Raw genomic sequence first — 22,706 nt, 5'->3', positions numbered from 1 at the left:
CGGATGCCGCGGGCGTGGGAGGATGACGGAGATGTCCGATACCGCCCTCCCCGCCCGCCTGGCCGAGATCCGCGACGAATTCCTCGAACTCGAGGAGCCCGACCGCCTCGAGCTGCTGTTGGAGTTCTCGCACGAGCTCCCCGAGGTGCCGGCCGAGTACGCCGACCACCCCGAGATGCGCGAGCGCGTCGTCGAGTGCCAGTCGCCGGTCTACATCATCGTGACCGTCGACGACGACGAGCGGGTGGCGATGCACGCCACGGCGCCGGCCGAGGCGCCCACGACCCGCGGGTTCGCGAGCATCCTGTCGCAGGGGCTCACGGGCCTGTCGGCCGACGAGGTGCTCGCGGTGCCCGACGACTTCCCGCAGAGCATCGGACTCACCCGTGCGGTGAGCCCTTTGCGCATCGCCGGGATGACCGGCATGCTCATGCGCGTCAAGCGCCAGGTGCGCGCCAAGCGCGAGGCCTAAAGACCCGGCATCCGCCGTCGCGCGCTCAGTCGCGGGCGAGATCCTGCGCGCGCACCCACTCGCGGATCGCCGTGGTCCAGCGCATCTCATCGTAGTTCCACAGCTTCGTGTGGCGGGCGACGGTGAACGTCTCCATCGTGACGAGGTCGGGGCGAGCCGCCGCGAGGGCGTGCGAGGCGTCGGAGGGCACGAAGCCGTCGTCGTCGCTGTGCAGGATGAGCGTCGGATGCCGCAGCTCCGCGGCCCGTGCGACGGCGTCGAGGCGGTCGAGCGGGATCGGTTCGCCGCTGCGCAGCACCGCGGCCCCCCAGTTCGAGGCGATCGTCGACTGCGCCAGCGTGATCACGGGCAGCGGCAGGCGCATCATGCGGCCCTGGAAGCTCAGCACCGTGCGCCAGTCGACGACGGGCGACTCGAGCACGAGACCGGCGATCACGTCGGCGTGCGGGGATTCCAGCGCCGCCTGGAGCGAGAGCGCGCCACCCATCGACCAGCCCATGAGGATGACGCGCTTCGCGCCGTGGCGGCGGGCGTAGCCGATCGCCGCGTCGAGGTCTCGCCATTCGGTCGCCCCGAGCGCGTAGGTGCCCGACGCGCTGTGCGGGGCGTCGCCGTCGTTGCGGTACGACACGACGAGCGAGGTGATCCCGAGGTCGTGGAACACCGGTACCGCGCGGAGGGCCTCGGCGCGGGTGGTCCCGCGACCGTGCACCTGCACGACCCAGACGTCGGTGGCGGATGCCGCGGGGAACAGCCACGCGGGGCACGCGCCGACCGGGGTGTCGATGTCGACCTCTTCGACGGGGAGGTGCAGCTGATCGGGCTTGTCGAAGTACCAGCCGCTGAACGCCGCCTCGGCCGCGAGGTCGCCGTCGGCGGGCACATGGGTGAGGAGCTTGCGCGTGACGGTGGCCTCGTCGCTGCCGACGATCGAGCCCAGGCGCAGGTAGTCGGCCGAGCCCACGGTGAACAGGCCGTAGCGACCGGGCAGAGCGGTGTCGGGGGTGCGCGCCAGCGTGATCGTCTGGGCGGCGGCGTCGAGACGCACGATGCGGGTGTCGGCGCGGCGTCCGGCGGGGCGCACGACCGTGCGCGCGACGCGCAAGGACACGGCGCCGAGAGCGGCGGCCGAGGCCGCCAGAGTGACGCTCAGAGCCGAGAGGGCGATGCCGAGGCCGGTGGTCGTGCGCCGCGATGCGCGGGAACCCGCGGCGCGCCTGGGAGCGTTCATCGTGGCCTCACTCTAGTCTGCTGCCGTGAGTGACCAGCGCCCGGCGGAGGCCGACAGCCCCTTCGCGCGAGCTGCAGCGGAGGTGCGCGACACCTCGTTCCGCGACGATCTCGTGGTCCGCGAGATCCCGTCCCCGACGGGTCTGGCCCCGTTCTCGCTCGCCCTCGCCGGCGATGTGCGGCCCGAGGAGCACGCCACCGACTCGCCGTTCGGCACGGGCCGGTTCATCCTGCTGCACGACCCCGACGAGCCCGAGCCGTGGGGCGGGGCGTGGCGCATCGTCTGCTTCGCCCAGGCTCCTCTCGAGCCCGAGATCGGGATCGACCCGCTGCTGGCCGAGGTCGCCTGGTCGTGGCTGATCGACGCCCTCGACTCCCGCGGCGCCGACCGGCATTCGGAGTCGGGCACCGCCACTAAGACGCTCTCCACCGGCTTCGGCGCGCTGGCCGCCCAGGGTGAGGGCTCGCAGATCGAACTTCGCGCGTCATGGTCGCCGCGCGGTCCCTTCCGCCCGCACCTCGAGGCGTGGGCGGAGCTCGTGTGCATGCTCGCCGGCCTCCCCCCGGGGTCGGAGGGCGTTGCCGTGTTCGGAGCCCGGAGGCCCACGCGTGGTTGAGTACAACGTCATCGAGGACGCCGAGCGCTTCCTCGCCGCCTGCGAGACCCTGGCCGGTGGCACCGGTCCGGTTGCCGTCGACGTCGAGCGCGCCTCGGGGTTCCGCTATTCGCAGCGCGCCTACCTGATCCAGGTCTTCCGCCGTGAGGCGGGCGTCTTCCTCTTCGACCCGTCGACGATCGAGGACTTCTCGCCCCTGCAGAAGGCCATCGGCGACGTCGAGTGGGTGTTCCACGCGGCGAGCCAAGACCTCCCGTCGCTGCGCGAGCGGGGTCTCGAGCCGCCGCGCATCTTCGACACCGAGCTCGGCGCGCGCCTGCTCGGTCACGAGCGCGTGGGCCTCGGGGCCGTCGTCGAGCAGACGCTGGGCATCACGCTGGCCAAGGCCCACTCGGCCGCGGACTGGTCGACGCGCCCGCTGCCGGCATCGTGGCTCGAGTACGCCGCCCTCGACGTCGAGCACCTGATCGATGTGCGTGACGTGCTCGATGCCGAACTCATCGAGCAGGGCAAGACCGAGATCGCGCGCCAGGAGTTCCAGGCCGTGCTCGATCGCGAACCCAAGCCGCCGCGCGACGACCCGTGGCGCCGCCTCAGCGGTCTGCACAGCGTGCGCGGTCGCCGGTCGCTCGCCGTCGCCCGTTCGCTCTGGCAGGCGCGCGAGGACTACGCCCGCGAGCAGGACGTCGCCCCCGGCCGCCTCGTGCCCGACCGCGCTCTGGTCGCCGCCGTGATGGCCGACCCCGCCACCAAGCAGGCCCTCGCCGGCGTCAAGGAATTCAACGGCCGCGCGAGCCGCACGCAGCTGGACCGCTGGTGGAACGCGATCGTGGCCGGTCGCGAGGCGACCGATCTGCCGCCCGACCGCGTGCCCAGCGACACGCTCCCCCCGCCCCGCGCCTGGGTCGATCGCAACCCCGATGCCGACCAGCGGTTGAAGGCGGCGCGACCGGCAGTGGAGGCGCGGGCGGAAGAGCTCCGGATGCCGACCGAGAACCTGCTCACCCCCGAGACGCTGCGCCGCGTGGCGTGGGCGCCGCCCGCGGAGTTGACGGTTGAGGCCGTCGGTGCGGCTCTCGCCGAGCTCGGTGCCCGCCCGTGGCAGATTGAGCAGACCGCACAGGTGATCGTCGATAGCTTTGTAGATTCCGTCAACGACGTCGACGAGCCCTCCGGCGCGGATTCGTAGGTTCGGACAACCGATTCCTCTCACCTGATCGGTCTTCCTAGGCTGGAGTCATCCCAAACTATGGAGGCAGAGTGGCCGAGATGACGGACGTCTTCTTCGTCGACGGAATGCGCACCCCCTTCGGGCGCGCCGGCGAAGGCATGTACTGGAACACCCGCGCCGACGACCTCGTGGTCAAGGCGATCATCGGGTTGATGGAACGCAACGGTGACGTGCCCAAGGACCGGATCGACGACGTGGCGATCGCCGCGACCTCGCAGACCGGTGACCAGGGACTGACCCTCGGGCGTACGGCGGCGATCCTCGCGGGTCTGCCGATGACCGTGCCGGGCCTGGCGATCGAGCGCATGTGCGCCGGCGCCATGACGAGCGTCACCACGATGGGCGCCTCGATCGGCGTCGGCATGTACGACCTCGCCCTCGCCGGCGGCGTCGAGCACATGGGCCGCCACCCCATCGGCGGCAACGTCGACCCCAACCCGCGCTTCGTGGCCGAGAAGCTCGTCGACCCGGGCGCGCTCAACATGGGCGTCACCGCCGAGCGCATCCACGACCGCTTCCCGCACCTCACGAAGGAGCGTGCCGACCGCTTCGGCGCCGCCAGCCAGCACAAGGTGCAGGCCGCCTACGAGGCGGGCAAGATCCAGCCCGACCTGGTCTCGGTCGCCGTCAAGGACGCCGAGGGCGCCTGGGGCCTCGCCACGGAGGACGAGGGTCGTCGACCCGAGACCACCGTCGAGGGCCTCGCGACGCTCAAGACGCCCTTCCGCCCGCACGGGCGGGTCACGGCCGGTACGTCGTCGCCCCTCACCGACGGCGCGACCATCAGCCTGCTCGCGGGCGCCGGCGCCGTGAAGGAGTTCGGCCTCGCGCCCAAGATGCGCATGGTCTCGTTCGCGTTCGCGGGCGTCGAGCCCGAGATCATGGGCATCGGACCGATCCCCTCGACCGAGAAGGCCCTTAAGAAGGCCGGGCTCACGATCGACGACATCGGCCTGTTCGAGCTCAACGAGGCCTTCGCCATCCAGGTGATCTCGCTGCTCGATCACTTCGGCATCGCCGACGACGACCCGCGCGTGAACCCGTGGGGCGGTGCCATCGCCCTGGGACACCCGCTCGCGGCATCCGGAGTGCGTCTCATGATCCAGCTGGCCGCGCAGTTCGCCGAACGACCCGACGTGCGCTACGGCCTCACCGCCATGTGCGTGGGCCTCGGCCAGGGCGGCTCGGTCATCTGGGAGAACCCGTTCTTCGACGGAAAGAAGAAGCGCAAGTGACCGACTACACCTCGATCGACTTCTCGCCCCTCGATGCCCTCACCGGCGACGAGGTGGTGACCCACTCCCCCGTCCGCGACGTGCGGCTCCCCTCGGGCAACGTGCTGGCGCTGATCACGCTCGACAACGGGCGCGACCACACCCGGCCCAACACGCTCGGACCCGCGACCCTCGCCGAGCTCGGGCAGACGCTCGAGACGCTCAAGGGGCGTGCCGTGAGGGGCGAGATCCACGCGGTCGCGATCACCGGCAAGCAGTACATCCTCGCGGCGGGTGCCGACCTGTCCGACGTGGCGAAGCTGCCCTCGAAAGAGGTCGCCCGCCTCATCGCGCAGCGCGGTCACCAGGTGATCGGGTCGCTGTCGGACCTCGGCGTGCCCTCGTTCGCGTTCGTGAACGGCCTCGCCCTCGGCGGCGGTCTCGAGATCGCGTTGAACTCGACCTACCGCACGGTCGACTCGTCGGCCGCGGCGGTCGCCCTGCCCGAGGTGTTCCTCGGCATCATCCCCGGCTGGGGCGGTGCCTACCTGCTGCCGAACCTCATCGGCATCGAGAACGCGCTCGAGGTCGTCATCTCGAACCCGCTCAAACAGAACCGCATGCTCAAGCCCCAGCAGGCCTTCGATCTCGGGATCATGGATGCCATCTTCCCGGCGGCCAGCTACCTCGAGGACTCGCTGCGGTGGGCCGACGGCGTGCTCACCGGGCGCGTTCGCGTGGAACGCAAGAACGAGCCGGGCAAGCTCGAGCGTCTGACGAAGTGGCCCATCGCGATCAAGATGGCCCGCGGCATGCTCGAGTCGAAGATCGGCACCGTGCCCCGCTCCCCCTACGTTGCGCTCGACCTGCTCGACAAGGCGAAGAGCGGCACGAAGGCCGAGGGCTTCGCGCGCGAAGACGAGGCGCTGGCCGAGCTCATCACGGGCGACCAGTTCGCGGCATCCATGTACGCCTTCGATCTCGTCCAGAAGCGCGCCAAGCGTCCGGTCGGGGCCCCCGACAAGGCGCTCGCGAAGAAGGTCACCAAGGTCGGCGTCATCGGCGCGGGCCTCATGGCCTCGCAGTTCGCGCTGCTGTTCGTGCGCAAGCTGCGGGTGCCCGTGATCATCACCGACCTCGATCAGGGTCGGGTCGACAAGGGCGTGGCATCCATTCGAGACGAGATCGGCAAGCTCGAGGCCAAGGGCCGCCTGGACGGCGACACGGCCAACCAGCTGCGTGCGCTCGTGCACGGCACGACCGACCGGTCGGAGTTCGCCGACTGCGACTTCGTCATCGAGGCCGTGTTCGAAGAGGTGGGCGTCAAGCAGGAGGTCTTCTCAGCCATCGAGAAGATCGTCGCCGACGACGCGATCCTCGCCACGAACACCTCGTCGCTCTCGGTCGCCGAGATCGGCTCGGTGCTGCAGAACCCGGAGCGCCTGGTCGGCTTCCACTTCTTCAACCCCGTCGCGGTCATGCCGCTCATCGAGGTCGTGAAGACGGACGCCACATCCGACGCCGCCCTCTCCACCGCCTTTGTCGTGGCGAAGGGACTCGGCAAGAATGCTGTGCTCACGGCGGACGCGCCCGGGTTCGTCGTGAACCGCCTGCTCGCCAAGGTCATGGGAGAGGCCGCTCGCGCGGTCTACGAGGGAACACCGATCACGGTGGTGGAGAAGGCGTTCGCGCCCCTCGGTCTGCCGATGGGGCCGTTCCAGCTCATCGACCTGGTCGGCTGGAAGGTCGCCGCCCACGTGCAGGACACGATGGCGCACGCGTTCCCCGACCGGTTCTTCTCGTCGGAGAACTTCCACGAGCTTGCGGCTCTGCCCGAGGTCGTCGAGAAGGACAAGGGGGGCCGGGTGACCGGCTGGACCAAGGCCGCGCAGAAGGTGCTCGCCACCGGCAAGACGCCCGTCGCACCCGAGACGATCCTCGCCCGCGTGCAGGACGGCCTCGCCCAGGAGATCAAGATCATGCTCGACGAGGGCGTGGTTCCCGAGGTGCAGGACATCGACCTGTGCCTCATCCTCGGTGCCGGCTGGCCCTTCATCGACGGTGGGGCCTCGCCCTACCTCGACCGCGAGGGGGCATCGGAGCGCGCCTTCGGCGACACGTTCCACCACCCGCCCATCCGCGGCATCGGGGCCTGACCCCGAAGACGACAGCGGCGCCGTCCCCGAGGGGGCGGCGCCGCCGTCGTTCGTGCGGGTCGTGCGGCGTCACCAGAACAGGCGGCGCGACGAGAACAGGGCGTTCGCCGCGGTTTCGTCCTGTTTTCGATGCATCGCCCTGTTCTCGTGAGGGCGGGGGCTCGCCCGCCGGCCGGTCATCGGAACAGGCGGCGCGACGAGAACAGGGCGTTTGCGGCGAGTACTGCCTGTTCCCGGTGCATCGCCTGTTCTCGTGACGCCGCGATGTGGGGCCCGAGACGTGAAACAGGCCGGGATGTCGGCATCCCGGCCCGTTCCGCGTCGATCGAGGGCCTACGGGCGCGACTTCTCCCACTGCTCGATCGTGGGGATCGAGCCGGTCGGGGTCTGACGCGCCATGGGGATGCGCGTGCCGAGCACCTGCGCGACCACGTCGTGGGCGATCTTCGATGCCGTCAGGCCTGCATCGTCGAGGATCTGCTCGCGCGTGGCGTGGTCGATGAACTCGTCGGGGATGCCGAGCTCGTCGACGGCCGTGTCGACGCCCGCCTCGCGCAGAACCTGCCGCACACGCGTGCCGACGCCGCCGACGCGGATGCCGTCTTCGATCGTGATCACCAGGCGGTGCTCGCGCGCCAGCTCGACGATCGAGGGCTGCACGGGGATCGCCCAGCGCGGGTCGATGACCGTGGCCCCGATCCCCTGCGCCTTCAGCCGTTCGGCGACCTCGAGGGCGAGGTGCACCATCGGGCCGATGCCGACCAGCAGCACGTCTTCGCCCGAGCCGCGGCTCAGCACGTCGACGCCGTCGTGGAGGCGTTCGACGGCCTCGACGTCGTCGTTGACCTTGCCCTTGGGGTAGCGCACCACGGTGGGCGCGTCTTCGACCGCGGTCGCCTCACGGAAGACCTCGCGCAGGCGCGCGGCGTCGCGCGGGGCGGCGATACGGATGCCGGGGACCAGCTGCAGCATCGCGAGGTCCCAAATGCCGTGGTGGCTCGGACCGTCGGGGCCGGTGACCCCGGCGCGGTCTAGCACGAACGTGACGCCGGCCTTGTGGAGGGCGACGTCCATCATGACCTGGTCGAACGCGCGGTTCATGAACGTCGCGTAGATCGCCACGACGGGATGCAGGCCGCCGAAGGCGAGACCGGCGGCGGATGCCACGGCGTGCTGCTCGGCGATGCCCACGTCGTACACGCGCTCGGGGAAGCGCTCGGCGAACTGCTGCAGACCGGTGGGGCGGAGCATCGCCGCGGTCATCGCGATGATCTCCTTGCGCTCGGAGCCGACCTTCACCAGCTCTTCGGCGAAGACGTCGGTCCACTGCAGACCGCCGCCCGAGCCGAGGGCCTCGCCCGTGATCGGGTCGATCTTGCCCACCGCGTGGAACTGGTCGGCCTCGTCGCTCATCGCCGGGGCGTAGCCGCTGCCCTTGTCGGTGATGGCGTGCACGATGACCGGGGCGCCGTACGACTTGGCCAACTCGAGCGTTTCGATGAGCGACTCGAAATCGTGACCGTCGATGGGTCCGAGGTACTTGATGTCGAGGTTGCTGTAGAGCGCCTCGTTGTTCGTGAAGCGCGACAGGAAGCCGTGCGTGCCGCCGCGGACGCCGCGGTACACGGCGCGGGCGGCGGGCCCGAGGCGACGGAACAGAGTGTCCGATCCGCGGTGCAGGGTGCGGTACGCCTCGTTGGTGCGCACGCGGTTGAGGTAGCGCGCCATGCCGCCGATCGTCGGGGCGTACGAGCGACCGTTGTCGTTGACGACGATGACGAGGTTGCGGTCGTTGTCGTCGCTGATGTTGTTCAGTGCTTCCCAGGTCATGCCGCCCGTCAGAGCGCCGTCACCGACGACGGCGACGACGTGACGGTCACGGCGACCGGTGCGGCTGAAGGCGCGCGAGACGCCGTCGGCCCAGCTGAGGGAGCTGGAGGCGTGCGACGACTCCACGACATCGTGCTCGCTCTCGGAGCGCTGCGGGTAGCCGGCGAGGCCGCCGCGCGAGCGCAGCAGCGAGAAGTCCTGGCGCCCGGTGAGCATCTTGTGCACGTACGACTGGTGTCCCGTGTCGAAGATGATCGGGTCGGAGGGCGAGTCGAAGACCTTGTGCAAGGCGATCGTCAACTCGACGACGCCCAGGTTCGGACCGAGGTGCCCGCCGGTGCGGGCGACGTTCTCGACGAGGAAGGACCGGACCTCGGCGGCCAACTCACGCAGCTGGTCGGGGTTCAGCGCGTCGAGGTCGCGCGGTCCATGGATACCGGGTAGGAGAGCCATACGACTCCTCTCGTGCGGTGCGCGCGGGGGCGCGCGTACGGGTCGATTCTAGTCTCCGGGGCTGCGGCGGGCCCGGCAACGGCTTGCGTTCGGACGCCGTGTACTCTCTGCGCGAATGACGGTGCCCCGGGAGCTCGAGGCTCCCGGGGCACCGTCGTGCGGGGATCAGACCAGCGAACGCAGCACGTACTGCAGGATGCCGCCGTTGCGGTAGTAGTCGGCCTCACCGGGGGTGTCGATGCGGACCACGGCGTCGAACGTGATGGTCTGCTTGCCCTCGGGCGAGAATTCGCTCGGCTCGGCGGTGACCTTCACGGTCTTCGGGGTCACTCCCTCGTTGAGCTGCTCGAGGCCCTCGATCGAGATGATCTCGGTGCCGTCGAGGCCCAGCGACTTCCAGCTCTCGCCGGCGGGGAACTGCAGCGGCACGACGCCCATGCCGATGAGGTTCGAGCGGTGGATGCGCTCGAAGCTCTCGGTGATGACCGCCTTCACGCCGAGGAGCTTGGTGCCCTTGGCCGCCCAGTCGCGCGACGAGCCTGAGCCGTACTCCTTGCCGCCGAAGATGACCAGCGGGGTCTCCTGCGCCTGGTAGTTCTGGCTCGCGTCGTAGATGTACGTCTGCGGGCCGCCCTCCTGCGTGAAGTCGCGGGTCCAGCTGCCCTCGATGACCTGACCGTCGTTGACGGCGGCGACCATCTCGTTCTTCAGGCGGATGTTGGCGAAGGTGCCGCGGATCATGACCTCGTGGTTTCCACGACGCGAGCCGTAGGAGTTGAAGTCCTTCTGCGCGACGCCGTGCTCCATCAGGTACTGCGCGGCGGGGGTGCCCGCCTTGATGTTGCCGGCCGGGCTGATGTGGTCGGTGGTGACCGAGTCGCCCAGGGTCGCCATGACGCGCGCACCGGTGATGTCGCGCACCGGGTCGGGCTGCATGGTCATGCCCTCGAAGTACGGAGCCTTGCGGACGTACGTGGAGTCGGCATCCCACTCGAAGATCGGGCCGGTCGGGGTGGGCAGGTTCTTCCAGCGCTCGTCGCCCTCGAAGACCGTGGCGTACTGCTGGATGAACTGCTCGCGCGAGATCGACGCGTCGATGATCGTCTGCACCTGGTCGGGAGCGGGCCAGATGTCCTTCAGGAAGACGTCGTTGCCGTTCTGGTCCTTGCCCAGGGCGTCGGTCTCGAAGTCGAAGTTCATCGAGCCGGCGAGGGCGTACGCGACCACGAGGGGCGGCGAGGCCAGGTAGTTCATCTTCACGTCGGGGCTGATGCGGCCCTCGAAGTTGCGGTTGCCCGAGAGGACGGCCGTGACGGCGAGGTCGTTCTCGTTGACGGCCTCGGAGACCTCTTCGATGAGGGGTCCCGAGTTGCCGATGCAGATCGTGCAGCCGTAGCCGACGGTGTAGAAGTCGAGACCCTCGAGCGCCTTGTCGAGGCCGGACTTCTCGTAGTAGTCGGTGACGACCTTCGAGCCCGGTCCGAGCGTCGTCTTGACCCACGGCTTGCGCTTGAGGCCCTTGTCGACGGCGTTCTTGGCGAGCAGGCCCGCCGCGATCATGACCGAGGGGTTCGAGGTGTTCGTGCACGAGGTGATGGCCGCGAGCGTGACAGCACCGTTGTCGAGGAGGTACGACTGTCCGTCGGGCGTGGTGACCTTGACGGGCTTCGAGGCGTTGACCGGGTGGCCCGACGAGATGAGCACGTCGCTGTCGGTGACGTCTTCGTGCTCTTCGCCCGGGACTGAACCCGGGTCGGATGCCGGGAACGTGCCGTCGACCTCGAGGTCGACGATCGAGTCGGAGATCGAGGTGTCGGCGTAGTTGAGGATGTCCTTCTCGAACTGCGACTTGGCGTCGGACAGCAGGATGCGGTCCTGGGGGCGCTTCGGGCCGGCGATCGAGGGGACGACCGTCGACAGGTCGAGCTCCATGAACTCGCTGAAGGCCAGCTCGCGGTCGGGGTCGTGCCAGAGCTTCTGCTCCTTGGCGTACGCCTCGACGAGCGCGATGGTCTGCTCGTCGCGGCCGGTCAGGCGCAGGTAGTCGATCGTGACGTCGTCGATGGGGAACATCGCGGCGGTCGAACCGAACTCGGGGCTCATGTTGCCGATGGTGGCGCGGTTGGCCAGCGGCACCGAGGCGACGCCCTCGCCGTAGAACTCGACGAACTTGCCGACCACGCCGTGCGTGCGGAGCATGTCGGTGATGGTGAGCACGACGTCGGTCGCGGTCACACCGGCGGGGATCTCGCCGCTGAGCTTGAAGCCGACGACGCGCGGGATGAGCATCGACACGGGCTGGCCGAGCATGGCCGCCTCGGCCTCGATGCCGCCGACGCCCCAGCCGAGCACGCCCAGGCCGTTGACCATCGTGGTGTGCGAGTCGGTGCCGACGCAGGTGTCGGGGTACGCGCGCAGGACGCCGTCGACGGTGCGGTCGTAGACGACCTTGGCCAGGTGCTCGATATTGACCTGGTGCACGATGCCGGTTCCCGGGGGGACGACCTTGAAGTCGTCGAACGCCGTCTGGCCCCAGCGCAGGAACTGGTACCGCTCGCCATTGCGCTCGTACTCGATCTCGACGTTGCGCTCGAGGGCGTTCTCGCTGCCGAACAGGTCGGCGATGACCGAGTGGTCGATGACCATCTCGGCGGGCGAGAGCGGGTTGATCTTGTTCGGGTCGCCGCCGAGGGCGGTGACGGCCTCGCGCATGGTGGCGAGGTCGACGATGCAGGGCACACCGGTGAAGTCCTGCATGACCACGCGGGCGGGCGTGAACTGGATCTCAGTGTCGGGCTCGGCCGTGGGGTCCCACGACCCGAGCGCCTGGATCTGCTCCTTGGTGACGTTGGCACCGTCTTCGGTGCGGAGCAGGTTCTCGAGCAGCACCTTCAGGCTGAAGGGGAGCTTCTCGTAACCGGCGACCGTGTCGACCCGGAAGATTTCGTAGTCGGTGCTGCCGACCGTCAGGGTGCTCTTTGCACCGAAGCTGTCAACCGTGGACACGATCGTCTCCTTCGTCGGCGAATGCGCAGGCTTCAGGCCCGCATTTCTCCATCTTCCCCGTGCCGCTCGGTCGAAACCAGGAAGGTCGACCTAACCGCGCGGGGCGTCGGATTTATCTTGATGTCAAGATATTATCAGGACTCGCGCCTGGGGTGCAGAGCACGCGCCACGAGCCACGTCACGGCGAGCATCGGCGCGAACAACGGCAGGCCCATCACGATCTTCAGGGTGCCCAGCGCGGTCACGTCGCCCGCGAAATACAGCGGGAGCTGAACCGCCAAGCGCGCGGCGAACAGCGCGGCCCAGGCGATCGACAGCCACGTGTACGCGCGGCGCTTGCGCTTGTCGGCGCGCCACCGCGTGCCCTCGCCCAGCAGGTACCCCGCGGCGAGACCGATCAACGGCCAGCCCACCAGGGCCGACACCAGGAAGGCGGTGCCGTACGCGCCGTTGGTGAAGAAACCGAGCACGAAGTTGTCCTGCCCGCGGCCGGTCACCAGCGACAGCACGGCGGCGCCGACCGTGGCCAGCAGGCCGCCGATCGCGGCGCTGGGCGGCGACTTCGCGATGAGGCGCGCGAGGGTGAACACCACCGCGAGGCCCACCGAGACACCCAGGCTGAGCCACAGGTTTCCCTGGCGCGTCTCGGGGTCGATGGTGACCGTGAAGAGCACGACGAACGCCAGCGACGGCAGAACGGATTCCAGGATGCCGCGCACCCCGCCCATCGCCGCCCAGACGGCCGCGCCGGTGCTGGAGTGTTTGGCGGGGTCGAGGCCCGCACGGCGCGCGGCGTTGCCGAGCGCCGCACTCACGCTGTCGGCCGCCGACGGCGGGTCGAGGGGGACGCGGTCGTCCTCGCGCCCGGGACGGACGGAGTCGTCGCTCATGCCGTGCCGGGGGTCGACGGCATCCGGAGAGGAATGAGATCGCGCGGGGGCATGGGCGACGAACCGCGCACCACGACGATCGAGCGGAAGAGGTCTTCGACGGCGGCCGCGGCCTCGACGTCGCTGGTCGCCGCTCCCCCGATGACGCCGCGGAGGAACCAGCGCGGTCCGTCCACACCGACGAAGCGCGCGAGGCGCTTGCCCGCGCCGTCGGCTCCTGCCACGGGGACCTCGGCGAGCAGCTCCGGCCCGAGCGGGCCCTCACGCTCTTCGACACGGCCGCCCTGCTGCTTCACCTGCTGGCGGATCTGCTCGCGCGTTTCCTCCCAGAGGCCGCTCGTGCGCGGCGCGGCGAACGGCTGCACCTGCAGCGTGGACTCGGTGTAGTCGAGACCGACGGCGACGATGCGCTTGGTCTGCTCCTCGACCTCGAGACGCAGGTTGAGTCCCTCTCGCGGCAGGATCTTGATGCCGCCCAGGTCGATGTAGGGGCGCACGGGGTTGGCCTCGGACTCGTCGAACGGGCCCGCGTTCTCGCGGTCGAGCGGCGCGCTCTTGGTCGCGGGGGCCAGGTCGCTGCCCGCCTCGTCTGCGGCGGTGGTGGTGGTCTGCGACTCGTCGTCGGTCATCGGGTGCTCCCTTGCAAGCTCTGGTATCCGCTCGATCCGAAACCGCCGTCGCCGCGCACGCTGTCGGGGAGTTCGTCGACGGGGACGAAGCGCACGGGCGGGACGGGCATCACGATGAGCTGGGCGATGCGGTCTCCGACCGCGATGTCATAGGCCTCGTCGAGGTCGGTGTTGAGCAGCGCGACCTTGATCTCGCCGCGGTATCCCGCGTCGATGGTGCCGGGCGAGTTCACGATGGTGATGCCGTGCTTGGCGGCCAGGCCGCTACGCGGAACCACGAACGCGGCGTATCCCTCGGGCAGGGCGATGCGCACGCCGGTCGACACGAGCGCGCGCCGGCCGGGCTCGAGACGGACGGCCTCGGCGGCGGTCAGGTCGGCTCCGGCGTCGCCGGGGTGGGCGAAGACCGGGGGCTCGGATGCGACAATTGGGACGTCCACCGTTTCGGTCACCCCCCGAGGGTAATGCAGAAGAGGAGGTGCGGCATCCGCACCGCAGCCGAGTACCGCGAGCGCCTGAGTCCGTCGTTGTGGGCGCTGGTGGCAGCCGCCGTCTGCGGCCCGATGGCCGCCGTCGTCTTCTCGCCGCTCGACACGACCCTCGCCCTGTTCATCGGGCTGGTGGTTTCGGTCGCGATCGTCGCCGCCCTGCTGGCGTTCTCACCCGTGGTGGAGGTGCGCGACGGAGAATTGCGAGCCGGTCGCGCGCACATTCCCGTCGATCTGCTGGGAGTTCCCGCCGGCGTCGTCGCGGAAGAGGCCCGCACTGCCCGTGGGAGTGGTCTCGACCATCGGGCGTGGCATGTGATCCGGGGCGGGATCGACGGCATCGTCACGGTTCCCGTGACCGATCCCGACGATCCGACCCCGATGTGGGTGGTGTCCACCCGCACGCCGGACCGCCTGGTGGCGGCGATCCAGCGCGCTCAGGTCAGGCTGCGCACTCCAGGCAGATGAAGCCGGGGCCGCTCTCTTCGGCGATCTGAGAGCGGTGCTTCACGAGGAAGCAGTTCATGCAGGTGAACTCGTCTTCCTGCGGGGGCAGGACGACGACATCGAGTTCGATGTCGGAAAGGTCGGCGCCGGGCAGTTCGAAGCCCGAGGGGTTGTCGGCATCCTCGTTGTCGATCGACCCCGACGCCTTGTCGGGCACGCGCTCCTTGAGGGCCTCGATCGACTCGCTGTCGTCCTCGGTCTTGCGCGGTGCGTCGTAATCGGTTGCCATGCGTGCAGGTCTCTACTTCCGGATTTCGTGGTGCTGTGCCCTATCGGGTGCCCGATCGGGCGGCCATAGTTTGCATGACCCGATCCCGATAAGCAAATGCTTGCCGGTGGGCGTGCGTGTCGTGGCGAGACGGGAAACTCGCGGCGCGCCCGCGATATTCCCGAAAGCACGGGGCGCGCATGTCAGCATGGGCCCTGACCGCAGATCGGAGGGGTGTTTCGTATGGAACAGCTCAAAGTCATCGGAACCGAAGATGACGTCCTCGTCGTGGCGACGCAGGCGGGCGAGCGATTCGCCCTCGCCATCGACGATGTGCTGCGCGCCGAGGCGCGCCGCGCACGCCGCGACCGCGCCGACGACGATCGTGCCCCCCGGCCGAGCCCCCGCGAGATCCAGGCGCACATCCGCTCCGGAATGTCGGCGCGCGAGGTGGCGACTCTGCTGAACGCCCGCGTCGAAGACGTCGAGCGCTTCGAGGGCCCGGTGCTGGCCGAGCGCGAGCACGTCGTCGCCCAGGCCCTCGCCGTGCCCGTGCTGCTGGGCGGCACCCTCGAGCACGACGCCCCCGTCACCTTCGGCGCCGCCGTGCGCGCCAAGCTCGCCGAGGCCGGCGCGTCGGCCGAGCGTTGGACGAGCTGGAAGGAGGGCACGGGCTGGATGGTCAAGCTCGAGTTCACCGCGAACGGCATCGATCACGACGCCCGCTGGAGCTTCGACCCGCGCCGCAGCAGCCTGTCTCCGCAGAACGCCGATGCGATCCAGCTGTCCCGCCAGGGCTCGCTGCCCGAGGGGCTCATCCCTCGACTGCGTGCCCTCGACAGCATGACCAAGGACGACTCGCGCTTCGACAGCGGAGCCTTCGGCCCGCGCCGCCTCGACATCGACGACGAGCCGGGCGTCGAGGCCACGGGCCCCGTCGCTCCGGCCGTACAGGCCGCGGCCATCAAGCGCTCCCCCGACGCCCCGGTCGCCTCGTCCGAGACGGCCGATCTGCTCGAGGCCCTGCGCCGCCGCCGTGGACAGCGGGAGCCGTTGCCCGGTGTGGCCGAGGTCGAGCCCGAGCCGCGTCCCTCGGCCCCGCCGGTGGCACTGTTCGACGCCGCGGAGTCGGGCTTCGTCGACGATGCCGACGAGAAGACGTCGGAGCCCGAGCGCCCGCAGGCGGATGGCGCCCGACGTACCAAGGGCCGTCCGTCGATGCCGTCGTGGGACGAGATCGTCTTCGGCGCCCGCTCCGACGAGAGCTGAGACCGCGCCGTCCTGCGGAGCGGCCGTCCGACCCGCGGGACGAGTCGTGCCCGCCGACGGTATGTCGCGCGTGACATCAGTTCGACGGCATCCGGATGCCGCGTCTCGGCCTCGCGTCAGGCGAAGGCGCCGAGGCGCAGGAGCGGCACCGTGCGCTCCTCGTCGGTGAGCGATCCGTGCTGGCCGACCATGCGCTGCGGTCGCTTGTCGGCCTCGCGGTCGTCGTAGTAGGCGAATCGGCCGCGCGCGGCCACGAGCACGTCTCCGATACGGGGGCGCACCTCGTCGTCGACCCGGCCGAAGAGCCCCGCGTCGATCGCCTCGTCGCGGGTCATGACCCAGGCCCGCGCGGCCTCGCTCTCGCGCCAGACCGCGGCCACGGCATCCGCCCGCCCCTCGGCCGTGTACAGGTGGAGCATGCGCGGCTCGCCGCCGACGATCTCGACACCGTCGAGCAGCGCGTCGCCCTCGCGCAGCAGCACGTGCTTGTGCGCGGGCACGTCGACCATGCCGTGATCGGCCGTGACCAGCACGCCCGTGTGCGCGTCGATGCCGTCGGCGAGGCGACGGGCAGCGGCATCCACCCGTTCGAGGGTGTCGGTCCAGCGGTCGGATTCCCACCCGTCGCGGTGACCGGCGGTGTCGAGTTCGGGGGCGTACAGATAGGTGATCGATCCCGGATGCCGCGCCGCCAGGTCGGCCGCGAGGCGCACGCGCTCGTCGAGGTCGTCGGAGGGGAGGAACTCCGCCCCGCGCAGCGTCGCCTCGGTGAAGCCGGTGCCGGTGTACGACGGGCGGGACACGACGAAGCTCGGTCGCCCCGCGGCGGCGTGGCGGGCGAACAGCGGCTCGCTGCGCTGCCAGGTGTGCGGGTCGAGGCCGTCGGTCTCCCACCCGTGCAACTGGTTCGGTGCCAGATCGGTGCCGGGGACGCGGGCGCGATAGCCGACGATGCCGTGCACGCCCGGATCGGTACCCGTCAGCAGGCTCGACAGGGCCGCGGCGGTGGTCGAGGGGAAGACGGTGCGCGCCACGTCGCGCCGACCCCCGACCGAGCCGAGGAAGCGCGCGTGGCCGCGACGGGCGGCGAGGTTGTGCGAGCCGAGGCCGTCGATGAGGAACACGATGGCACTGCGCGCGGGGGCGAACCACTCCGATTCGCCGGTCAGGGCGGCGATCGACTGCTCCACCACACCGGTGAGGCTCCGGGAGCGCGGCGGGTCCGCCGGTAGGCTGAGTGACATCTCGGCAAGTCTTCCACACGACTCCCGATCCCCGTCCTGACGCGACGCCCGCCCGACCCGAGGCCGCACCTATGCCCGATTCCCGTTCCTCCTCCTCCGCCACGTCGTCCGTCGTCGAGCGCATCGAAGACGTCGATGTCTTGACCGAGATGCAGGGGTCGTTCCTCGAGTACGCCTACTCGGTCATCTACTCGCGGGCCCTCCCCGACGCCCGCGACGGACTCAAGCCGGTGCAGCGCCGCATCCTGTACCAGATGGCCGAGATGGGGCTGCGGCCCGACCGCGGGCACGTCAAGAGCGCCCGCGTCGTCGGCGAGGTGATGGGAAAGCTCCACCCCCACGGCGACGCCCCCATCTACGACGCCCTCGTGCGCCTGGCCCAGTACTTCTCGCTGCGGGTGCCCCTCGTCGACGGCCACGGCAACTTCGGCTCGCTCGACGACGGTCCCGCTGCGCCCCGTTACACCGAGGCGCGCCTCGCTCCCCCGGCGATGGCGCTGACCGAGAACCTCGACGAAGACGTCGTCGACTTCATCCCGAACTACGACGGTCAGTTCCAGCAGCCCGAGGTGCTCCCGGCCGCCTTCCCCAACCTGCTGGTCAACGGTGCGACGGGCATCGCGGTCGGTATGGCGACGAACATGGCGCCGCACAACCTCATCGAGGTCGTCGCCGCCGCGATCCACCTGCTGCAGCATCCGGATGCCACCGTCGAAGAGCTCATGGAGCTCGTGCCCGGCCCCGACCTGCCCTCGGGCGGCATCATCGTGGGTCTCGACGGCATCAAAGACGCGTACACGAACGGTCGCGGCACGTTCCGCACCCGCGCGAAGGCCTCGATCGAGTCGCTCGGTCCGCGCCGCACCGGCATCGTCATCACCGAACTGCCCTACCTCGTCGGCCCCGAGCGCGTGATCGAGAAGATCAAAGACGCCGTGCAGGCGAAGAAGCTGACCGGCATCGCCGACGTCACCGACCTCACCGACCGCAACAACGGCCTGCGCCTGGTGATCGGCATCAAGACCGGCTTCGACCCCAAGGCCGTGCTCGAGCAGCTCTACCGCCTCACGCCGCTCGAGGACTCCTTCGGCATCAACAACGTCGCCCTCGTCGACGGTCAGCCGCAGACCCTGGGCCTGCGCGAGATGCTGCAGGTCTACATCGATCACCGCATCCGCGTGGTCACCCGCCGAAGCGAGTACCGCCTCGCCCGCAAGCGCGAGCGACTTCACCTCGTCGAGGGCCTGCTCATCGCGATCCTCGACATCGACGAGGTCATCCAGGTCATCCGTTCGTCCGATGACAGCGAAGAAGCGCGCACGCGCCTGCAGGAGGTCTTCGACCTCTCGCACCCGCAGGCCGAGTACATCCTCGAGCTGCGGCTGCGCCGCCTCACGAAGTTCTCGCGCATCGAACTCGAGGCCGAGCGCGACCAGTTGAACGCCGAGATCGCGCAGCTGGTCGAGTTGCTGGGCAGCGAGACGCTGCTGCGCCAGCAGGTGGCGAAAGAACTGGATGCCGCGGCCGAGGCCTACGGCACCCCGCGCCGCACGATGCTGCTCAACGGCGGACCCGTGCAGCCCCGTTCGGCGAGGGCCGCGGCCGCCGCCGCCGACCTGCAGATCGCCGACGCCCCGTGCCGCGTCTACCTCTCGGCCACCGGCCGCATGGTGCGCGCCGAGCTCGTCGCCGACGCCCCCGCCGGCGGTGTGGTGCCGCCCGCGCGCCGGTCGAAGCACGACGCGATACGCTCGTCGGTCGACACGACCACGCGCGGCGACATCGGGGCGGTGACCTCCGCCGGGCGTCTGGTGCGCTTCTCGCCGGTCGATCTGCCGTCCGTCCCCGCCAACTCGGTGCAGGTCGCCGCGGGCACGAAGGTCGAGCAGTACCTCGCGCTCGCGAAGGGAGAGAAGGTCGTAGCCCTCGTGCCCCTGGTCGACTCCCCCACGATCGCGCTCGGCACGGAGCAGGGCGTCGTCAAGCGGGTCGCGGCGACCGAGCTCGGCACGAAGGACGAGATCGAGATCATCTCGCTGCGTGACGGCGACCGGGTCGTGGGCGCCGCTCCCGCCGGCGACAACGCCGAGCTCGTGTTCATCGCGAGCGATGCGCAGCTGCTGCGCTTCGAGGCCTCCTCCGTGCGACCCCAAGGACGATCGGCGGGCGGCATGGCCGGCATCCGCCTCTCCGACGGCGCGCGGGTGATCGACTTCGCCGTCGTCGGGGCCTCGGCCTTCGACGCGGTGGTGGTGACCGTCGCCGGCTCGTCGGCCGCGCTGCCGGGCACCGATGCCGGAAGCGCCAAGGTGTCCGCCTTCACGGAGTTCCCCGCCAAGGGGCGCGCCACCGGCGGAGTGCGCGCTCAGCGCCTCCTGCGCGGCGAAGACGCCCTCGTGCTGGCGTGGGTCGGAACCGACCCGCGCGCGGTCGGCCCCGACGGCTCCGTGCGAGCGCTGCCGGATGCCGGCGCCAAGCGCGACGCCTCAGGTCAGCCCCTCGACGCCGTCGTCGGCGCGATCGGCACCGTCGTCCGCTGACCTGCCGTCGCCGGTGTGCGCCCTGGGGCGTGCGCAACGGCGGGAGTTTCGGACGGCGCGCCGGCGGGGCCGAGCCGCGCGCGGCGTGTCGGCCGAAACTCCCGCGGGTTGTGCACGGATGGGGCGGCGAGGCCCCGGTGTGCGCAACGGCGGGAGGTTCGGGCGGCGCGCCGGCGGGGCCGGGCGGCGCGCGGCGTGTCGGCCGCGGCATCCGCGGTTGTGCAGGGGTGGGCCGTGATGGCCCCACCGGCCGTTCGGCTCAGACGTCGATGCGCTCGCGCGCCAGGCGGTCGCTGGAGTCGATGATGAACTCGCGGCGCGGGGCGACGTCGCTGCCCATGAGCAGATCGAACACGGATGCCGCGGCCTCCATGTCCTGCACGCGCACGCGGCGCAACATGCGGCCGGCGCGGTCCATGGTCGTGGTCGCGAGCTGGTCGGCATCCATCTCGCCCAGACCCTTGTATCGCTGGATCGGCTCCTGCCAGCGCTTGTTGCCGCGCTTGAGCTTGGCGAGCAGGGCGTGCAGCTCCTGCTCGCTGTAGGTGTAGATCGTCTCGTTGGGCTTGGAGCCCGGGTTCATGACGATCACGCGGTGCAGGGGCGGCACGGCGGCGAAGACGCGCCCCTCTTCGACCAGCGGCCGCATGTACCGGAAGAACAGCGTCAGCAGCAGCGTGCGGATGTGCGCACCGTCGACGTCGGCGTCGCTCATCAGGATGATCTTGCCGTAGCGGGCGGCGTCGAGATCGAACGAGCGGCCGGAGCCGGCACCGATCACCTGGATGATCGAGGCGCACTCGGCGTTCGACAGCATGTCGCTGATCGAGGCCTTCTGCGTGTTGAGGATCTTGCCGCGGATGGGCAGCAGCGCCTGGTACTCGCTGTTGCGCGCGAGCTTGGCCGTTCCGAGGGCGGAGTCGCCCTCGACGATGAACAGCTCGGAGTCGTTGACGTCGTTGGAGCGGCAGTCGACGAGCTTGGCCGGCAGCGACGACGACTCGAGGGCGTTCTTGCGCCGCTGCGTCTCTTTGTGGGTGCGCGCCGAGATGCGGGCCTTCATTTCGGAGACGATCTTCTCGAGCAGCTGCGCGGTCTGCGCCTTGTCGTCGCGCTTGGGCGAGGCGAAGCGCGCCGCGAGCTCCTTCTGCACGACGGATGCCACGATCTGTCGCACCGCGGGCGTGCCGAGGATCTCTTTGGTCTGACCCTCGAACTGCGGCTCCGGCAGGCGCACGGTCATGACGGCCGTGAGGCCGGCCATCAGATCGTCTTTCTCGATCTTGTCGTTGCCGACCTTGAGCTTGCGGGCGTTCTGCTCGACCTGCGCGCGCAGCACCTTCATGAGCCCCTGCTCGAAGCCCTGCTGGTGCGTGCCGCCCTTGGGCGTGGCGATGATGTTCACGAACGAGCGGGTCGTGGTGTCGTAGCCGGTGCCCCAGCGCACCGCGATGTCGACCTCGCACTCGCGCTCGACCTCGGTGGGGATCATCGATCCGCCGGGCTGCAGCACCGGCACGGTCTCGGTGAACGTGCCGGTACCGCTGAGCCGCCAGGTGTCGGTGACCGCGGCGTCGGGCGCGAGGAACTCCGCGAACTCCGAGATGCCGCCGTCGAAGCGATAGCTCGTCTCGACGCGCTCCTCGGTGCGCTCGTCTTGCACGACGATCTCGAGGCCCGGCACGAGGAACGCCGTCTGGCGCACGCGCTGCACGAGCTCGTCGAGGCCGAAGGCGGCGTCTTTCGTGAAGATCTGCCGGTCGGCCCAGTAGCGGATGCGCGTGCCGGTGACCCCGCGGGGCGCCTTGCCGATCACGCGCAGCTCACTGCTGCGCTCGAAGGGCGTGAAGGTCGAGTCGGGGGTGTCACCCGCGAACTGTCCGGGCTCGCCGCGGTGGAACGACATCGCGTAGGTCTTGCCGCCGCGGTCGACCTCGACGTCGAGGCGCTCCGACAGCGCGTTGACGACGGAGGCGCCGACGCCGTGCAGACCACCGGATGCCGCGTACGAGCCGCCGCCGAACTTGCCGCCGGCGTGCAGCTTGGTGAAGACGACCTCGACACCCGTGAGGCCGGTGCGGGGCTCGACGTCGACCGGGATGCCGCGGGCGCGGTCGCGCACCTCGACACTGCCGTCGGCGTGAAGCACGATGTCGATGCGGGACCCGTGGCCGCCGAGGGCTTCGTCGACGGAGTTGTCGATGATCTCCCAGAGGCAGTGCATGAGACCACGCGAGTCGGTGGACCCGATGTACATGCCCGGGCGCTTGCGCACGGCTTCGAGGCCCTCGAGGACCTGCAGATGATGGGCGGAGTACTCGGACGTCACGATCTCCCAGCGTAATCGGGGGTACCGACATCGCCTGCCAGACACACAGCGAGGTCGGGTCACCGTACGCGCACAGCGAAATGTGATCAAGCCGCGGCATAAGGGAAACATCCGCGTGGTTGTATATGGAGACTCGCCCACGACCACCTGAGGAGGGCACCCGACATGACCACCACGACTGCACCCGAAGCGTCAGCCGTCCTCGATCACCGCCTGACGGCGGCGGATCGCTGCGACTCCTGCGGCGCGCAGGCCTACATCGCCGCCGAGGTGAACGGCAGCGAGCTGCTGTTCTGCGCACACCACGGCCGCAAGTACGAAGAGAAGCTCCGTAGCATCGCCACCTCGTGGCACGACGAGACGGCTCGTCTCAACGCCGCCGACTGAGACCAT

18 protein-coding genes are annotated in these 22,706 nt (G+C 70.0%); 9 read left to right on the top strand and 9 right to left on the bottom strand.

Translation table 11 applies throughout. The annotated features are described in order from the left end of the window. The first annotated feature begins 31 nt into the window (after nucleotides 1-31). Complete coding sequence (locus tag M3667_RS08205; protein WP_251507176.1) at nucleotides 32-472, top strand: SufE family protein; 441 nt, start codon at nucleotides 32-34, stop codon at nucleotides 470-472. 25 nt (nucleotides 473-497) lie between these two features. Here the strand turns inward: M3667_RS08205 and M3667_RS08200 are convergent, their stop codons facing one another. Then, entirely contained in the window at nucleotides 498-1,703 is a 1,206-nt protein-coding gene (locus M3667_RS08200; RefSeq protein WP_251507175.1) for a S9 family peptidase, read from the bottom strand. Between the two features lie 25 nt (nucleotides 1,704-1,728). Here M3667_RS08200 and M3667_RS08195 point away from each other — a divergent pair, with 25 nt between their 5' ends. From M3667_RS08195 to M3667_RS08180, 4 genes are all read left to right on the top strand, one after another. Next, complete coding sequence (locus tag M3667_RS08195; RefSeq protein ID WP_144833545.1) at nucleotides 1,729-2,319, top strand: DUF3000 domain-containing protein; 591 nt, start codon at nucleotides 1,729-1,731, stop codon at nucleotides 2,317-2,319. After that, nucleotides 2,312-3,508: a ribonuclease D gene (locus M3667_RS08190; protein WP_251507172.1), complete on the top strand. Its 1,197-nt coding sequence runs from the start codon at nucleotides 2,312-2,314 to the stop codon at nucleotides 3,506-3,508. Before M3667_RS08195 ends, M3667_RS08190 begins: the two co-directional genes overlap by 8 nt. A gap of 71 nt (nucleotides 3,509-3,579) precedes the next feature. Further along, nucleotides 3,580-4,785, top strand: a complete 1,206-nt coding sequence (locus M3667_RS08185) for a thiolase family protein (protein WP_251507170.1) — start codon at nucleotides 3,580-3,582, stop codon at nucleotides 4,783-4,785. Next, a complete protein-coding gene (locus M3667_RS08180) occupies nucleotides 4,782-6,920 on the top strand; it encodes a 3-hydroxyacyl-CoA dehydrogenase NAD-binding domain-containing protein (RefSeq protein WP_251507168.1) in 2,139 nt (712 codons plus the stop codon). Before M3667_RS08185 ends, M3667_RS08180 begins: the two co-directional genes overlap by 4 nt. A gap of 333 nt (nucleotides 6,921-7,253) precedes the next feature. Here M3667_RS08180 and dxs read toward each other — a convergent pair whose 3' ends face one another. From dxs to dut, 5 genes are all read right to left on the bottom strand, one after another. Beyond that, the gene (gene dxs / locus M3667_RS08175; protein WP_251507166.1) at nucleotides 7,254-9,203 is read right to left on the bottom strand and encodes a 1-deoxy-D-xylulose-5-phosphate synthase; all 1,950 of its coding nucleotides are present in this window, start codon (nucleotides 9,201-9,203) and stop codon (nucleotides 7,254-7,256) included. Between the two features lie 165 nt (nucleotides 9,204-9,368). Beyond that, nucleotides 9,369-12,209 (bottom strand): aconitate hydratase AcnA, encoded by a 2,841-nt coding sequence (acnA, locus tag M3667_RS08170; RefSeq protein ID WP_308196442.1) that lies wholly within the window; start codon nucleotides 12,207-12,209, stop codon nucleotides 9,369-9,371. A 134-nt stretch (nucleotides 12,210-12,343) separates the two neighbouring features. Then, entirely contained in the window at nucleotides 12,344-13,099 is a 756-nt protein-coding gene (locus M3667_RS08165) for a DUF3159 domain-containing protein (RefSeq protein WP_230704647.1), read from the bottom strand. Next, nucleotides 13,096-13,728 carry a DUF3710 domain-containing protein gene (locus M3667_RS08160; protein WP_251507164.1) on the bottom strand — a complete coding sequence of 211 codons (633 nt, stop codon included), beginning with the start codon at nucleotides 13,726-13,728 and terminating at the stop codon, nucleotides 13,096-13,098. The genes M3667_RS08165 and M3667_RS08160 overlap by 4 nt, the downstream gene beginning before the upstream one ends. Further along, nucleotides 13,725-14,180, bottom strand: a complete 456-nt coding sequence (gene dut / locus M3667_RS08155; protein ID WP_186325527.1) for a dUTP diphosphatase — start codon at nucleotides 14,178-14,180, stop codon at nucleotides 13,725-13,727. The genes M3667_RS08160 and dut overlap by 4 nt, the downstream gene beginning before the upstream one ends. 12 nt (nucleotides 14,181-14,192) lie before the next feature. On the opposite strand from dut, the gene M3667_RS08150 reads away from it, so the two are divergent. Continuing rightward, nucleotides 14,193-14,684, top strand: coding sequence for a DUF3093 domain-containing protein (locus tag M3667_RS08150; RefSeq protein WP_251507163.1), 492 nt, complete (start codon nucleotides 14,193-14,195; stop codon nucleotides 14,682-14,684). On the opposite strand, the gene M3667_RS08145 is transcribed toward M3667_RS08150, so the two are convergent. Beyond that, nucleotides 14,659-14,952 (bottom strand): DUF4193 domain-containing protein, encoded by a 294-nt coding sequence (locus M3667_RS08145; RefSeq protein ID WP_056231545.1) that lies wholly within the window; start codon nucleotides 14,950-14,952, stop codon nucleotides 14,659-14,661. The genes M3667_RS08150 and M3667_RS08145 overlap by 26 nt on opposite strands. A gap of 222 nt (nucleotides 14,953-15,174) precedes the next feature. Here M3667_RS08145 and sepH point away from each other — a divergent pair, with 222 nt between their 5' ends. Next, nucleotides 15,175-16,200: a septation protein SepH gene (gene sepH / locus M3667_RS08140; protein WP_251507161.1), complete on the top strand. Its 1,026-nt coding sequence runs from the start codon at nucleotides 15,175-15,177 to the stop codon at nucleotides 16,198-16,200. Between the two features lie 116 nt (nucleotides 16,201-16,316). On the opposite strand, the gene M3667_RS08135 is transcribed toward sepH, so the two are convergent. Beyond that, nucleotides 16,317-17,444 carry an alkaline phosphatase family protein gene (locus M3667_RS08135; protein WP_251507159.1) on the bottom strand — a complete coding sequence of 376 codons (1,128 nt, stop codon included), beginning with the start codon at nucleotides 17,442-17,444 and terminating at the stop codon, nucleotides 16,317-16,319. Between the two features lie 71 nt (nucleotides 17,445-17,515). Here M3667_RS08135 and M3667_RS08130 point away from each other — a divergent pair, with 71 nt between their 5' ends. Beyond that, nucleotides 17,516-19,984, top strand: a complete 2,469-nt coding sequence (locus M3667_RS08130; protein ID WP_251507157.1) for a DNA topoisomerase (ATP-hydrolyzing) subunit A — start codon at nucleotides 17,516-17,518, stop codon at nucleotides 19,982-19,984. 259 nt (nucleotides 19,985-20,243) lie between these two features. Here M3667_RS08130 and M3667_RS08125 read toward each other — a convergent pair whose 3' ends face one another. Further along, nucleotides 20,244-22,316 carry a DNA topoisomerase IV subunit B gene (locus M3667_RS08125; RefSeq protein ID WP_251507523.1) on the bottom strand — a complete coding sequence of 691 codons (2,073 nt, stop codon included), beginning with the start codon at nucleotides 22,314-22,316 and terminating at the stop codon, nucleotides 20,244-20,246. Between the two features lie 162 nt (nucleotides 22,317-22,478). Here M3667_RS08125 and M3667_RS08120 point away from each other — a divergent pair, with 162 nt between their 5' ends. Beyond that, nucleotides 22,479-22,700, top strand: a complete 222-nt coding sequence (locus M3667_RS08120; protein WP_144833563.1) for a hypothetical protein — start codon at nucleotides 22,479-22,481, stop codon at nucleotides 22,698-22,700. Nucleotides 22,701-22,706: the final 6 nt, after the last annotated feature.

Source organism: Microbacterium sp. P26 (genome assembly GCF_023712585.1).
Lineage (GTDB): Bacteria > Actinomycetota > Actinomycetes > Actinomycetales > Microbacteriaceae > Microbacterium > Microbacterium algihabitans_A.
Note: the sequence above shows the minus strand (reverse complement) of the source record. Positions and strands in the feature narration are given on the sequence as shown.